Annotated in this window: 11 protein-coding genes; all 11 read right to left on the reverse strand. The window is 32.7% G+C overall.

Annotation, left to right across the window (positions count from 1 at the left end; genetic code table 11):
• Window positions 1-248 precede the first annotated feature (248 nt).
• The 11 genes from WKT09_RS10305 to WKT09_RS10355 all read right to left on the reverse strand — a co-directional run bounded on the left by WKT09_RS10305 (window position 249) and on the right by WKT09_RS10355 (window position 16,627).
• The gene (locus WKT09_RS10305; RefSeq protein ID WP_340415943.1) at window positions 249-1,421 is read right to left on the reverse strand and encodes a YheC/YheD family protein; all 1,173 of its coding nucleotides are present in this window, start codon (window positions 1,419-1,421) and stop codon (window positions 249-251) included.
• Window position 1,422: 1 nt separating this feature from the next.
• Window positions 1,423-2,460: a YheC/YheD family protein gene (locus WKT09_RS10310; protein ID WP_340415944.1), complete on the reverse strand. Its 1,038-nt coding sequence runs from the start codon at window positions 2,458-2,460 to the stop codon at window positions 1,423-1,425.
• Between the two features lie 87 nt (window positions 2,461-2,547).
• A complete protein-coding gene (locus WKT09_RS10315) occupies window positions 2,548-4,251 on the reverse strand; it encodes an ATP-grasp domain-containing protein (protein ID WP_340415945.1) in 1,704 nt (567 codons plus the stop codon).
• Between the two features lie 23 nt (window positions 4,252-4,274).
• On the reverse strand, window positions 4,275-5,336 hold the full coding sequence (locus tag WKT09_RS10320; RefSeq protein ID WP_340415946.1) for a CapA family protein: 1,062 nt from the start codon (window positions 5,334-5,336) through the stop codon (window positions 4,275-4,277).
• 13 nt (window positions 5,337-5,349) lie between these two features.
• Window positions 5,350-6,756: an acylphosphatase gene (locus tag WKT09_RS10325; RefSeq protein WP_340415947.1), complete on the reverse strand. Its 1,407-nt coding sequence runs from the start codon at window positions 6,754-6,756 to the stop codon at window positions 5,350-5,352.
• Between the two features lie 29 nt (window positions 6,757-6,785).
• Window positions 6,786-7,826: a YheC/YheD family protein gene (locus tag WKT09_RS10330; protein ID WP_340415948.1), complete on the reverse strand. Its 1,041-nt coding sequence runs from the start codon at window positions 7,824-7,826 to the stop codon at window positions 6,786-6,788.
• Between the two features lie 45 nt (window positions 7,827-7,871).
• Complete coding sequence (locus tag WKT09_RS10335) at window positions 7,872-9,500, reverse strand: acylphosphatase (RefSeq protein ID WP_340415949.1); 1,629 nt, start codon at window positions 9,498-9,500, stop codon at window positions 7,872-7,874.
• Between the two features lie 31 nt (window positions 9,501-9,531).
• The gene (locus WKT09_RS10340; protein WP_340415950.1) at window positions 9,532-11,148 is read right to left on the reverse strand and encodes an ATP-binding protein; all 1,617 of its coding nucleotides are present in this window, start codon (window positions 11,146-11,148) and stop codon (window positions 9,532-9,534) included.
• 25 nt (window positions 11,149-11,173) lie between these two features.
• A complete protein-coding gene (locus tag WKT09_RS10345; protein WP_340415951.1) occupies window positions 11,174-12,565 on the reverse strand; it encodes an ATP-grasp fold amidoligase family protein in 1,392 nt (463 codons plus the stop codon).
• 16 nt (window positions 12,566-12,581) lie between these two features.
• Window positions 12,582-14,708: a glycosyltransferase family 2 protein gene (locus WKT09_RS10350; protein WP_340415952.1), complete on the reverse strand. Its 2,127-nt coding sequence runs from the start codon at window positions 14,706-14,708 to the stop codon at window positions 12,582-12,584.
• Window positions 14,705-16,627, reverse strand: coding sequence for a glycosyltransferase family 2 protein (locus WKT09_RS10355; protein WP_340415953.1), 1,923 nt, complete (start codon window positions 16,625-16,627; stop codon window positions 14,705-14,707). The genes WKT09_RS10350 and WKT09_RS10355 overlap by 4 nt, the downstream gene beginning before the upstream one ends.
• Window positions 16,628-16,685: the final 58 nt, after the last annotated feature.

The following is a 16,685-nucleotide window of genomic DNA, read 5'->3' on the forward strand; positions in this document are numbered from 1 at the left end:
CGGACACATCCTCCTTAAAAGTCATTGTATAAATTTAACTTAGATGTGTCCATGAAACTATACTAGCACCACTTTAGATGTGTGTTTCTATCTTCTAACCTATAAACACAAATACATTCTTCATTATAAAAATTTTATTGAATAAAACCATACACCAATACCTTAATATGATTTAATAAAACAATTAACATTTTATTCAAATTGTGTTATTAGTTATCACAATAAAAATAGTACTTTTAATACAACTATTAAAAATTTTTTCCCTGCAATCTTCTACCAATACTTCTGATTGGTTTTGTTACTTTCCATGACGTACTAGATTCAATCTGCTTTAGTTGTTTTTTTAATTTCTGAATTTCTGCTTTTGACTCTATAATATTATCCTGTTCTTTTTTAAATTTTTCCTTTTCATTATGTTCTAACATATATTTATAGTACTGTGCACGTAGTAGAGTTACTTCGGATAATTGAGGGCTAACAACTGGTAAACTATTTATTTCGAATATATATAAATCTCCCTCTGGATTAATTCCTACATCTAATCCCATCGTAGATAATTGAGTTTCTGTTATTCTTTCCATTTCAGATGCCATATCCATTGCCATTCTTTTTAAATGTTGCTCAATTTCTTTTGATTTATCTTTAAAATTAACCTCTAAAAATGATGTTAATTTGCTGATCCCTCCACCTTGATTAACATTTGAAACAACCGATTGGCCAATACCTATACGTACAAATATATTAGCAATATGCCATCTGTTATTTGCACCTTTTTCCATATGTACCCTGCAATCAAAAGGATCGTTATGCTTTGTTCGAGAAGTGATATACTTTTGTACAACATACCTCGATTTTTTAAATACGGTAGTAAATAAATCCTTTAACTCATCCTTAGTATATTGCTTTTCACTTTTTTGTTCCCCAATGACAAATAAATTCTCATTTATTGCTTGAAGAACTACTACAGATTTCCCTTGCAAACCGTTAACAGGCTTTACTACAACCTTTTTATTTAACATTATAAAATCAAAGAATTTTTCAAAAGTGTCTATATTTTCACCAGGAATAGCATATTTATGAAGTCTCTCATGATTGATTAATGTTTCTTGTAGCACATCTTTCTTCATAATATTCCTACGATTAATAGATAAATTTGTGTTAACCTTAAGATATTCCATTAATTTAGAATATTTTTTATAGGAAAAAAAGTGAGGGTTTATATCAATATATTTGGGTAAAGGGACCTCTACTCTTTCCCAAGTATTGTTAATCAACATTTTCCCTTGAACAGTTCCTTTTTCCATATTGATTCCCTTAGGAGTCATATAAATCAATGATATACCATGATAATTACACGTATAACTTAATAACCTTGCTAACTTTGGTGGGGTATTTGTTTTCCTTAAAAAACCTACAATCATATTATTTAACCCCTTTCTGTTCAAATTGTATTTTGTTTTTTATAAAACTATAATATTGCGCCCTTAACTCCGCAACTTCTGCACGTAATTGTGATGTTCCAGGTGCTCCATTGACTTCAAATAAATATACGGAACCGTCACGATCAATTCCAACATCTATTCCTAACGTCATTAATTGTTGCTTTCTTAATTCTTCCACCTTTAAAGGAACTGTTTTTGCAATCTCTTTTAAACGCTGTTCAATTACCTTCACTTGTTCCACAGGGAAATTGGCATTTAAAAAGGACTTGAGCTTACTGACTGCCCCACCTTGACTAATATTAGAAACGACTTTCTGTCCGATACCAATTCGAATAAACATTCTTGCAGTACTCCATTCTCCCTTTCCATTTTTCTCTACATTAATTCTACAATCGAAAGGATAACCTTGTTTGGTAATAGAATGTATAAATTTTTGTATAATATATTTTTTAGTACTCAGATTTTCTTCAAAAAATGTGTAAAGATCATCTCTAGTTAAATATCGTTCCTCTGTACCCTGATACAATGTAAATCCTTTTTCTTCATCCTTCTTCAAAAGAAATATGTCTCTCCCAAATTGACCTGCAATAGGTTTTAAAATAGCTTCTTGATACTTATCCATAAATGTTATAATATCATCTATTGAATTTACCTTTTGTGTAGGGATTACTAAATGATTTAATTTTTTATCTTTCTTTACTTCTTTAATAAATTTCAATTTATTATTTCGATTTAGTCCATTATCTGATAATAATACATTATTTCTCAGGTATTCTATTATTTCACGATTTTTCTTTTTAAAGCAAAATTGTGAGATATCGATAAATTTTGGTATCTTTGTTTGAATCTTTATCCAATCCCCATTTACTAATGTTTTTCCACTTACTGTACCTTTCGCAATGTTTATATCTTTTGGACTCATATATATAATATTTACATCATATGCTTTACTGTAAATCGCTATTAATTCGACTAAATAACTAGGCTTTGCACCATTTCTCATTATTCCAATATTCATTTTATCCATCCTTTGTATTCGGTAAATATAATATGAAAAGATAGATCATCCTAGTGCAAATATCTGAAGGATGATCTACTAAAGTTTCTATACTTTTTTACCTTTGACAATTTTCCCAATTAATCGAACTGGTTTAGTTAACTTCCAAGATGTGCTATTTACTATATTGTAATATTTCTTTTCATAATCTACTTTGTTCACTTGGACAGTAGAAGCAGAAGAATTAATATTTTGCTTTGTATCTACTACTTTTTTAGGCTTTTCTTTCTTTTTTACCGATGTTGTCTTTTTTACACGTTTGGTCGTTTTAGATGATTTTTTTTTAGGATCTTGTAATCGCACCGGTTGATACCCATCTATTAACTGAATATCATAATGTTGATTAAAAGTTTGAAAACCAATCATTACCGGGGTTTTACGAATATTTTGTGCAATATCAAAGTCAGCATATTTCTCAGGTCTATTTTTAATAAGGTCTTCATTAAAACCTTCCATATCTTCTATTAAACCACTAGCTACAATAGATACAGTTCCATTCTCTAAATGTTTTACATATCCTTGAATTTGATGTGTATTCGCTATTTCTTTAACCCATTTAGCAAAGTTTACATACCTTACTTTTCCTTTTACTGTATATCTAACTAATGTTAAATCCCCTTGAGGATGATTTGGTACTGTAATATGTTTAACCTCTTTACGTTTTAATGTCCTCCAAATTTCTCCAAAATCAAAAAACAAAGGACTCGATAAATTTTGCTTCGTATTCGGGAAATAATAATCAACGATTGCCTTAGGAATATCTCTACCTTTCCCCTCCATTGGAAATAGATTTAAACGAATATTTGCCTGTGAATTAACTTCCAAAATAATAGCTTCTTTCGTTTCATGATTCACCATCACATCTACGCCGCCATGTCCTAATCCTGGTATTGCATTTAACGCTTGTACAGCTATATCTTTTGCTTCTGGAAATAATTCATCTGTTGCATCTATCGGATCCCCACCAGCGGTAACATTATTTTTACTTTTAACAAAAACTCGTTCATTTTCTTTTGGGATAAAATCTAATGAGTACCCATTATCCTTTAAAAACGTCTTTAATTCCTTGTCAATTTTAATTTGACTACCTTTATATAATTTCGTATCTACTTTTTCTTTGTTTTTACGTTCTATTAATTCCAAAATCGTAGCCTTACCATCTCCAATTACGTTAGGTGAAATACGTTTAGCAACCGCTACCGCTTTATCTCCCACTACATATACTCGATAATCTTCACCTTTAAAGTAATCTTCTACAATGATATGTTTAAAATCTAATTCATATCGAACATATTGCAATGATTGTTTAAACTCTTCTTCATTTCTAATATTTGCAATAACTCCACGTCCTCCTGTACCATCCACCGGTTTAATTACTAAAGGATAACCTTGGGTATTTGCAAATTGAATAATTTCGTCATCTGTTACTTCTGCATCAAATTCTTCTCCTGCTGGTGTAGGGACGCCCGCCTTCGCTAAATATTTCTTTGTTTCATACTTATCTTTACAAATTTCCTTCGCATCAAAGGTTACTAAATCGCCACGTGACGCAACAAAATTATGTGTCTTCTCTCCATCACTTAGAGAGTACTTTGCCCAAGATTTCTTTTTTGCAGAAGTATAGTGGAATGTTAATTCTAATCCCCTTCTCCAACCTTCTAGAGCGATAGAGTATGGTGTAACAGGATAACCAAATGTATCATCTGTTAAAGTATCATACAAATGTGGTAACCATTCATATCTTTGTTCCATTTTTGATTCCTCCAAAAAACTTATTATTTCACTTCCATATTCGGCAAATACATTTTCGTATGATTTACCATTCTTTCATACACTTCTTTCGCATCAAACTCGCCTACATCTGTTTTGATCGATGTTTGTGTATCTACTATGTCTTTTAATAAGTGCATTTTATAATCCTTTTTATCCGAACTATCGACATAAGTTAAGTTAAATGTCGGATTATCTATTTTTAAAAGTCTATTATTGCCTTCTTTTTCAACGTCTATTGTCATATAACCACCAATTTGTCGATAGAGACCTTTCTGTCCTGAAAAGAAATTCCCTAATGAATAAGCGGTAAACACTGTTTCTCCTTTGGAATTTACTAGGAAATCAAACGGTTGTACAACATGCGGGTGGTGCCCGATAATGACATCCGCTCCTGCATCTGCAAGGTTACTAGCCGTTTCTAATTGATATGCAGTTGGTTTCATTTGATATTCTTTTCCAAAATGTATCGATAAAACAACAACATCTGCTAAATCCCGTTTTCTAATTTGGTCAATAAGTCTTCTAACTCCCGCCACATCTTTATGACCAGCAAATTTTGTGACTCCGTGCTGATTCACTAAATATTCTTTTCCTTTTGGAACCTTTTTACCGCCAAGTCCTTTTGTATACGATAAGAAACAAACTCTTAGACCATTTTTATTAATAATACGCAAAGTTTCTTGATCTTCAAAAGATTTGTATGCTCCTACATATGGAATCCCTATTTTCTCCCAATTCTCAATAGAGCTCAGTATGCCTTTTTCACCATGATCTAGTACATGATTATTTGCTATATTTGCAATGTCTACATTCATATCTTTCAGTTGATATCCTATCTCTACTGGACTGTTAAAATTAGGAAAGTCTGATAACCCTAATTCTTCCCCACCTATAATCGACTCCTGATTCACAATAATTAAATGGTCTTTATCAAATAAATGTTTCACATTCTCAAACATCGGAGCAAAATCAAAACTTCCATCTTTCTTTCTAGCTTTTTCATATACACGTTTATGAAGTAATATATCTCCTGTTGCCCCAATTGTTACTTTTTTTGTAGCCATATCTCTCATCCTTTTACTTTTCTGATTTTTTTATAATAAATCCTGTAGGGATTGGTACATTCCACTCTTTCTCGATTACATGTGTCACATTCGATCTTGGTGAGCCTTTTTCACATATTTGTTTAAAATCCTCTACGTCTTTTTTTTCTCCCCCTACAATTATTTCTACATTACCATTTTTTAGGTTCCTTGCATAACCATGTAACCTTTTTTTTCGCGCCTCTTTTTGAATCCATTTTCTATATGAAACTTTTTGCACTTTTCCATATACAATATACTGTCTCATAGCGAATGGATCAATCGGTTTTTGTGATAATTCGATAGACTGCATTGTTCCTTCAGTTAATTGCTTACGAACCAAACCATAATTGAAATATAAATAAGGATTTGTCTGTGTGTGTGTTGTTTTTGGAAAATAAGCATCGATAATAAATTTAGTAATATGCACCGGTTCTCCTACGACAGGAAATACATATTTTGAAATATCTGGATTTGTATCAATATCTACAATTGTACAAACATTCTCATGTAATATAATATCTACTCCTACATGTGTAAGTCCTTCATATTGTCGTACTAAACTTAGAACCGTATGTTGAGCATGTTGTGGAATCATTGACAATGCTTCTACACTATCTGCATAAGTGATATTTTCCTTTCCAAATAGATAGACTTTTTCTCCATGCTGAAGTATATCGTCTATACAATAACCATTTTTCATCAAACTATATTTTAATTCCTTATTTATTTTTATCATATTCTTTTTCATAGAGGGGTTATTTTTACGTTGAATGTTCTTTTCTGTAATCAACTCTTTAATCGTCTTCTCTCCGTCACCTATAATATAAATCGGCGCTCTCTTTAATGCTCCTACTATTTCATTTTTCACAATATACAACTGATAATTATTTCCTTGTAAATATTGTTCAATATAACAACTACCTGTAGAAACACTTCTCCATTTTTCAATGGCATACAACAATTCTTGCTCATCTTCACAAATAAATGATACTTTTTTATTCATTATTTTAAATACTATAGGATAATTAATTTGTTCAGAATAGTCCAAAAGCTTTTCATCTTTTATTGTGGATGAAAAGCTTTTATTTTGTAAGACGGAATAATTTGCTCTTGTTAATTGTTCCCTCAACTCTTGTTTATCTTGTAGCATTTCTCGCAGATGATCCTGTATTTGATCACCATATGCTTGATAAAAGAAATGCGTTCTTTCTTGTAACGTCAATGAAAAAATATTCCCTAAACGTTGCTGTCTATTTTCATTGTTCTTCGTCGGAAATGAGTGACATTCATCATACCACTTTATGGTAATCCCTCTTCTCCAACCTTCTAAAGCTATTAAATAAGCATTTAAATTAATTGCTCGAACATTTTCCACTATAACATTATCAAAATTTTTCATGAATTTCTCCCTTTCTCTCGGGTATTCATCTAAACCTGCATTTGATTCATAGTATCTAGTTCGGTTTGTTGATCTAACAAGTATTTATAATATTGCGTACGGAAATTAACGACATTATATTCAATATAATCTGTACTAGGTGCACCAATTACTTCGAAAATATATATATTTCCGTTCCGACTAACACCAATATCAATACCGAGTGTCATTAAACTCCTCTGTCGAAATTGTTCTATTTTATAAGGTAAAATATCGGCCAACTCTAATACTTTCTCATTAATTTCTTTCCATTTATTTTTAAATAAATTCTTAAAAATGTATTCAATATCAATGACACCATTTTTTTGCCTTATTTTTCCAACGATATTTTTTTCGATATCGACTTTTGCATGATAAGAGGCAATTTCCCAATCACCAAAACCATCTTTCTCAAAGTGTAACCGACAATTAAATGGTTGTCCATCTAATGTTTGTGAGTGAATAAACTTTTGAACTATATAACGTTGTTTAACCAATCCTTGTATGAGCTCTATCAATTTAGCCTCTGACATGGATATCGCCTTTTTACCATACTTTACACGATATCCAAACATGCCTTTTTCGATTAAATATACATGTTTTTCTTCTCCACCATACTCTGGTTTTAATACAACATTTGTATGTTCATTAATAAAGGTCATAAATGTATCTACATCTGATAGTAAATGCGATGGTATCGCATATTTTGCTAGTTCTGCATCTTCTTTAATATATTGTTGAACATTATATTTGTTGATACGATTATACATATCATCTGTCAAATATACAGTGTCCATTAAATAATTAATGACTTCTTCATTTTCTTTTTGAAAACAAATTGGTGAAATATCTATGATTTTAGGTACATCAATGACAACACGTACCCATATTTCATCACGTAATACTTCTCCCGTTACTTTATTCGTTATCATATTTACACTTCGAGGTGTAAAATATACTAAGTCAATTCCATAATACCTTAATGTTTTCGCCATAATTAATGCCAATTTCGTTGGCTCTTTATAGTTTCTCATTAATCCTATCGTATGCATACACATCTTCCTTTAGCTGTTTTTTTAACCTCACAACATTATGTGTCATTTATTTTTTAACATTCGAACTGGGCTTGTTACTTTCCATGAAGTACTATTTTCAATATGTGCAATATCTTTTTCTAATCGCTCTTTTCGTCGATTCATTCGAATCAATTCGATTTCTGCTCTTCGTAGTGAATGTCTTGTCGAACGTAAATTATACGTATTATAAATTTCAACAATATCAAAACCAACAACAATGGACCCTTCATAATTCGCTGATTCAATTTTTGTAATGTTTTTTCCATTTTTAAATTCGTTTATTAACGTACGAAATTCCCTTAACTTTTTACGACTTGTACTTGCAGCGACAATTTCAATTTCATCAAAGCCAAAGCTCTTAATATGACCATGAATACCTAAATTTAATGCTTGTTTTCTTAACCAAATATGGTATTCTTCACGCTGTACGTCTCCAGAAACGATAAATTTCTTTGAATATAATGTTCCTTTAGGTGCCGGAGCCACCTCTACTTCTAATGCTGAACGGTTTTCCATCGGTTCCAAGACAGACGACATATCAAAGTAAACTCTTGAATCCGATGTGTCGATCCCTTTCGTCTCAGGGAAGTAATAATCAATAATTGCTGCCGGTATATTACGGGCCATTCCTTCCAATGGGAATAAGATTCCTCCAATTTGTGCTGTTGCGTTAATTTCAATGACAAATCCTGGTGCTGAACCTATTCCTGCCGCATTTTCAATGATATCCACTCCAGCATGATCTAAACCTGGCACGGCCTGAATGGCATCAATAGCTAATTGCTTTAACTCATCCGTAATTTTATCTGTCACATCAATCGGGTCCCCACCAGAAGATACGTTTGTCTTTTCACGTAATGGAATATACTCCCCTTTTGGAGGAATACTCTCTAATGTATAACCTTTTTCTTCAATAAATTTCAAAATTTCTACATCAATATGAATTAAACAGCTATTCAATCTAGCGTTTTTTCGTCGTTCTAGGTTTTTAAGATCAATAAGTTCTTCAATCGTATGTACACCATCACCTGTAATATTTGCTGCAATACGATTGTAGGCTGCTACAACTTTATCCTTTACGACATATACACGGTATTCGTTCCCTGCAACATGTTGTTCTAACACAACGTCTGGATATCCTAATTCTTCTCGCACATAATAGATCGCTTCTCTTAATTCTGCTTCCGTACGTATGTTTGTAACAACACCATCGCCTAAACTAGCATTTGTCGGCTTGAATACTAATGGATAATCAATCGTTCTACTATACATAATAATATCGTCATCACTATGCTCTTCTCCAAACGATTTCCCTTGCGGAACGGATATATTGTGGTCTTCCATAATTTTCTTCGTAATTCCTTTATCATCCATTAATTCTACCGCTTCATTCGTTACTTTATCTCCACGTGTACGGAAGAAATAGTGTGTTCGTTCTTCTGATGACAGAGAGAATAATCTTCCTGGTGGATTCACACCGAAAATAATCATATCTTGAAAATGTTCCGAATCACTCGTATACCATTTTAATTTCAATCCGCGTCTCCAACCTTCTAATGCGACCGCAAATGCATCTAGCCTTGTCTTTCGGGCATTTTTAACCATTTTATTCGTTAATTGAGGTAGGCTAACTCCGCTTATATTCTTCACTCTAATGATCCTCCTTGTTTTACATAAAACCTTATTTCCTTTTAAAAATTGCCCCAACTGTTCTTATTGGTTTCGTCACTTTCCAAGAGGTGCTTTGTAGTAACTTTCTCTTTTGAACCTCTAATTGTCGTATCGACGTTCTGACATCATCAAGTTCTTCAACCATTTCATTTAAATCTTGTTCTAAGACTTTTATATTTGCACGAGGATCGAAACCAACTTTCACATATCCGTTATAATCTGTTTTATTTATTTCTAATACAACTGCTCTTTCTTCATCTTCTGTAATTCCGTTTTCAAAGTCATCTACCATTTCTTCTTCTAAACCTGCGACAATAATTTCTATTTCATTCTCATTTACAATGTCTACAAAACCGTGTAAGTTCCGTTCAAATGCTTGTTTACGTAAACCTAAATGATATCCAAGATTCGTCACTTCTCCAAACACGCTATATTTTCTCATATGAATCGTTCCTATCAATGCAGGAGTCACCGTCGTAACAACGGACTGTCTAGATACTAATGGTTCAATTACTTCGAAAAAATCAAAATACATTTTATGTTTGTCCGTTACTATCTCTTTTGTTTCGGGGAAATAATAATCAATGATAGCAGCAGGCACATCAGATGACTTTCCTTCTAACGGAAATAAAATGCCGCCTAATTGAGAGGTTGGATTTAATTCAATCACGTATCCTTCTCGTTTTGTTTCATCATACATGATATCAACAGCACCATGTGGTAATCCTTCCACTGCCTGTAATGCTTGTATGGCTATCTGCTTTATTTTGTCATCTAAGGAATCTAATACTCCAATCGGATCTCCACCGATAGAAATATTTGCCTTGTCCGATAAATGGACTACCTGATCCTTTTCTATTACTTGATCTAATGCATACCCCTGTTTCTCAACAAATCGAATTAAATCATTGTCTACTTTAATAAGACAATCCATTAATCTAGGGTTTAATAAACGTTCATTATTTTTAATTTCGATTAGAGCCTCTAATGTATTAATGCCATCTCCAACAACATTCGCTGGAAGCCTTAAAATAGCTCCTACAACTTGTCCATCTACAACATAAAGGCGGTAATCTTTTCCATAAACATGTTGCTCAATAATGAATGATTGCTCTTTTGCCTCATTTTGTACATATTGCAAAATATGTGTTAGCTCTGACTTATCTTTTATTTCTGTAAATACACCACGTCCAAAACTTCCGTCGATTGGTTTTACTACGACTGGATATCCAATTTCGTCGGCGAACTGGATAATTTTTTCTATTTTTGTATTTTTAGTAAATTGCATACCTTTAGGAACAGAAATGGACTTTTCTTCCATTATTTTCTTTGTCACTGTTTTATCCATTGCCTTTTCAACAGCATCATTCGTTACTTTATCGCCTCGTGTACGAAAGAAATAATGTTTTTTCTCCGAAGATTCTAATGTAAATAACTGTCCTGGGTGATCTACATACCACGTTTTCATATCTTTAAATTCTTCTGCATCTTTAATATGCCACTTTAATGTTAGACCTCTTCTCCAACCTTCTAATGCAATAAGATATGCATCTAAATAATTCCCTTTCACCTCCGATGCAACCTCAGGTGATATATGTGGCAACCAATCTTCATTTAACATATCCATGAAAGTTCCTCCTAAAAAAATCTTCTTACAATTCCGTCACTAAATCTTTTCTATATGCATGAAACTGCTCAAATTGTTTTCCGTTTATTAAATCCATTTCTAATCGTACTTGTGCATTCAAATAATCATCGCCTAATCGTTGATCTACTTCTTTATTAAATTCATCATAATTTCCTGGTTTTGGTGTAAATTCTCCAAAAACTAACTCGTTTTCTGAACGTAAGAAGTCAATTCGAATAAACGGTGCTGGTATTTGTTCACTTAAGTTCTCAACCATTTGTAATTCTTCTTTTGTTACACCATCCCCTACGAATAATTGTTCGTCGTATTTCCCAACAGAAATTCGATTTAAATTACTGTCCCACCAACAATAACGCATTTCTGGATAACGTATAATCTCTAATATGAGACCAACTTTCCCATAAAATGTATAAAACTTTAAATCTCTTCCAGCTAATTTCTCTTGTTTATCTTCATAAATAATTTCCTCGATAAACCAACAGTCCTCATCTACAGCACCTGTCGCTAAATCTTTGTACATTCTACTTTTTAGTTCATCGAATCCTTGAAAATCACTTGACTGTTTTACGTCGATAATCCATGTATCATCGTGAACGATGTAGACACCACGACCACCTGCACCATTCACAGGCTTTATAACAATCCCCTCCTGTAATGGTAAAGATGCTATATCATAGGAATAATCGTTTGTATGTGGAACCTTTATATTAAATTGTTCTACAAAAGAATAAGCACTTTTTTTATCGTCTAGCTGCCATTCTGGTAATCTAGGAAAATACTGTGCCTGTCTCATCCGCATGGAAAGACTTCCACGGAAGGAGGCAGTTGAAGTTAGAGGAACATCCTCTTCTATCCCTATTCGAATCATAAATTCTGGAATATCTTCTACAGGTAATATATCCAAAATTTGCTCAAACATATATACTTTTATTTCTGGTTCTTCATTCATATATAAGCGAGCTATTTGAACAAGTGTCTCCTTCATGTCTATACGATATTTTTCAAACGAGGATATCGTCTCTTTGAAGTGTGTAAACAGTTGTCCACTATTCTTTAATTCTCGTAATAACTGCATTCGTTCTAACGACAGCATCTCCTCATGATAAAGTGATTTTTGCTGTATTTGAGCGGTTTGTTCTAATAATTGTTCCCTTAATTGATTGTTTTCCGTTATGACTTGTTCATACATTTTTCGACTTGGAAAACGTCCAAACATTTTTGCTCTTATTTTTGAAAAAAAACGAGAAATACGTCCTGCTTTCCATGTACCACTTTTTTCAATTTTGTTTATTTCCCGTTTATATTCATTATTCAAATATTGTTGATAGAGGAATGCCTCTTTTTTATTTATCACATCGTCCATGTCTTTTATAGGTGATTGTTTTATCATATACATCAACTCCCTCCTTCCATTACATATCTAATATCCAACGTTTCAATCTTTGAATATAATGATGAGTATAATCAGTATCATCAATCCAATAATCTACACTTGTCGGTACGGTAGTTATATTTATCTTAGAATTGTTCATACATTGTTGTTTTATTTGTTCGTTCTTAAAGTACCATAAACCTACTTTATTATAATATTTTATATGATTGTTTCTTAGCGTCCTAAAATTAATGCTCTCCTTATTATACCTCTTTTGAACTATTTCATCTATTAAAACAATAGAACCAATTGAATGTATTTTAGGTAAAAATTGTTGAATATGTTGTAATGTTAAACAATTACGTGTCATTTGAACATAACTATAAATAGTTTCACCATACACAACCATTTGCACTTCTTCCCCATCTATTAACGCTCTAACTTTTTCGTGCATTCTATTTTGATTAACCGGATACGTTGCATACATTTGCACAAGTCCTGTTTTTAAACCCAATGATTGATGTATGTTAATATCCCGAATGAGTGTGGTTACTTGGTCTTCCGTCATATTATAAAAATCATCTATCATGATGACATCTATAAATCTATCACCTTTTTTTCGATCCATTAACATTGGATAAGGAACCGGGAATGGCCGTCCTACTTGATCATCTGAATAATACAAATTATCTGTACTAGCATAATAATGTTCGAATGATTCTACATACTCTTTTCTCGCTCCAACAAATGCACCATGATAGCCGAAAGCGCTATTAGCTGTTAAGGAAGTTTCACTTTGTAAAGGGAAGGATAATGGACCTGTTTTCAAGTCGATAATTTTGTCTTTTCCAAAATAGCGAATTAATCTTCGTTTAAATTCTCCATCTCCTGCAAAACGAACTTTATCCCAATATCCAATGGATTCAAGGACTTCCTTTTTCTTAAATAATAAGGAGGACATATTTGAAAATATAAACTTCCCTTTCGTTCCTCTACGATAAATGTGAAGATTTTCTGTTATTCGAGATAATTCAGATGTATTTGCAATCACTTGTGGATTTGCTTTGAGATGATTCATTTGTATTTCTATTTTTCGTGGATGTGACCAATCATCTGCATCATTAATTGTTACAAATTCTCCTTTTGCTGCTCTTAAACCTATGTTTCTTGCAACATACGCACCACTATTTTTCGGAGTTTGAAACACTTTTATTTGCTTATAAGTTGTTTCGAACTGTTGGATAATCTCGAATGTTCTATCCGTGCTACAATCATCTACAATAATAATTTCAATGTTTTTCCACGTCTGTTTTAATAATGATTGAATCGCTGTATCAATATACTCTTCTGCATTATATGCCGGCATTATGATGGAAACTAATGGTCCCTCTGTCACTTCCACATCTAATTCAACCTGTAAATTTTTATACGGAATAGAATATTCAGACGTTAAGACAATCGGCTCTAAACGATACAAAGAAAGCGCCTTATTTATATAATGTAACTTTTGACTCCATTCCTGTTGTATATTTGCCTTTGCTAAATATACATTTGCATCTTTCGTACCTACTACAAGCTGTAATATCTGTTTTGCTTGATCATACATTTCTAATCGTTGGAAACATTCCGCAATAACGATACATTTTTGACAAAAGACCTGCTCATCTCTTTCCCCATACAATGCATCAAAAAAATAAAGTAGTGCTTGTTGTGCAGCTACTTTTGTCTGTTTGTTTGCATACCAAAATAAGAGCTCCCATGCGGTGGCTCTTTTTTGATATTGGTTGCTATTGTTCCAGTACATTTCTTTTAAGTCTTGTAATGATTTATCCTCTATTCCAGCTTCATATAATGAGGCTAAGATTGGTTTTAAATCATTACTAGCTTGTTTATTTTTATAGGTTGTACTATATAATCTTTTTATATTTCTTCGTCCTAATATATATGCACCCGTTGTTCGTATAAATTGCTTCCACGTTTGCGGCTTTATATATGAATAAAAAGAATTGCTTCGAATGAGTTGAAATTGTCGTCTCATCTCTAAATAGTTCGTTGCTAACTCCTTGTTATCCTTCATATATAATTGAATATCCTTATCTAATTGGTTCAGTGCATCTATATAATGTTGTTTATTCAATTTAAAGGAGTCATTCTCCACACTTTTCATATGAAATCCACCCAATTCTTTTGAACAATCGTACAAGTATTCTCCATTTCAGCTGGTACATGGAGCTTTTTATCCTTATGATATGGAATATAAGAAGGATGAAGTCGAAAATGGTGTTGTATGCCTTTGTACGAGGTTTCATCCATGCTTTCATCAAAAATCACATATACTCGTTCTCCCTCAATAGTAGGAATATACTTTTGTTTTAATGAAAACGCCTCTCCACTTAAGACAAACACTTTTTTCGCTTGTACGGTTTCTCCATAAACAAACATATCTACATCACCATTCGCAATATAAGTACGAACACTTTGATGAATGTCCATATCTAATTCTAAGTCATAATGATATATTTGCACAAGTCCTATTTTTTTCCTATCTCCATACTCTTTTATAAGATGTGCCAATATTTCCGTTATTTTCTCTGCTTCATTCTCTATTAAACGAAAATCAGCCACTAATAAGAGATCGACTTCGGTTATTAATGGTTGTTTATTCGGCCACATTGGGCGCGGTACTGTAAAAATAGGTGTATCTATTTGAAACGGATAATAGAGGCTATCACTTTGTGCGTGGTGATATTCTAAACTCTCTACATACTCTTTTCTAGCTCCCATAAAATAACCATTATATCCAAATGCTGAACTACCTGTTAAAGAATTTGCGGATTGTCTTGGCAATGATAATGGTCCGGATGGTAAATCAACATATTTGCTTGGACCGAATGTTTTGACTAAACGTCGTTTAAACTCTCCATCTCCCGCAAAACGAACACAGTTCCAATATCCTAATTTCTCCATCACTATTTCTTTGCGAAACATAATCGAAGACATATTTGGAAAAATAAACTTACCAGGTGTGCCACGTCGATAAAATTGTAAGGATTCTTCAAGTAGTCTAGCATGTTCCGATGTATTTGCGACAATTTCTGGATTTTCTTGTAAATGTTTTACTTGTGTTTCAATTTTTTGTTCATGTGACCAATCATCCGCATCATTAATGGTGATGTATGTACCAGTCGCATGTTGTAAACCAATATTTCTAGCGACATATGGTCCACTATTTCTTTCTGTTTGAAACACCTTTACTCGCCCATCCTTTTCCGCATAAGATTGAGCAAGTGTAAATGTTTCATCCGAACTACAGTCATCTACAATAATCAATTCAATATTTTGCCATGTTTGCTGTAAAATGGACTCAATGGCGATTGCAATCCCGTCAACTGCATTATATGCCGGTAATATAACGGTCACTTTCTCATCATTCCGTATAGTGTTTGCATGTTCAGCCATCACTATATCATCATATTTCGGTTCTTTTTCATTTTTAAACGTGATCGGTGTTTGATTTTTAGAAGCATATACTTTATTTATCCAATATAATTTATCTTGTATAGTTGAAACTGTATTGGCCATCGCAAAATATAAGTCTGGGTGGACCTCTTTTTCTAATTGTTGTTGAATAACTTCTTGACTTTTAGCGATTTCGTCTAATATTAAGAAACTCTCAGAGAGTAGCACTACAATTCTACGTTGTTGATCACGATTTTTCTCACCTGTCATTGCAATATTTAAATAATATAATGCTTGTTCCGCACCATCTTTCGTATATAAATTTGCATACCACAGTGCAATTTCCCAAGCTATCATACGTTTAAACATCGGTTTTTCTTCCTCTTGTAATAGTTGCTTTAAGTCTTCTAACCCTTTGTCAGCAAAACCTAATGTATACATATGATTTTTTAATTGTTTCAATTGCATTTGTTTTTTTCGGTGAGCACCATAATTCAATACCGTCTTAATTTTTTCTTTTCTTTTCGTCGAAAACATCTGTGAGATTTTTTTACGAATGTTTTCTGATAAGACGGTATATAGAATCCAATCTACGCCCCCTACTATTAGTTGTCGTATTTTCGCCAATTTATTTGCCACCTCTTCGAGACTTGCTATGCAACATTATACCCTACTTTTCCCACCA

The organism is Pseudogracilibacillus sp. ICA-222130, assembly GCF_037892545.1.
Classification (GTDB): domain Bacteria; phylum Bacillota; class Bacilli; order Bacillales; family Amphibacillaceae; genus Pseudogracilibacillus.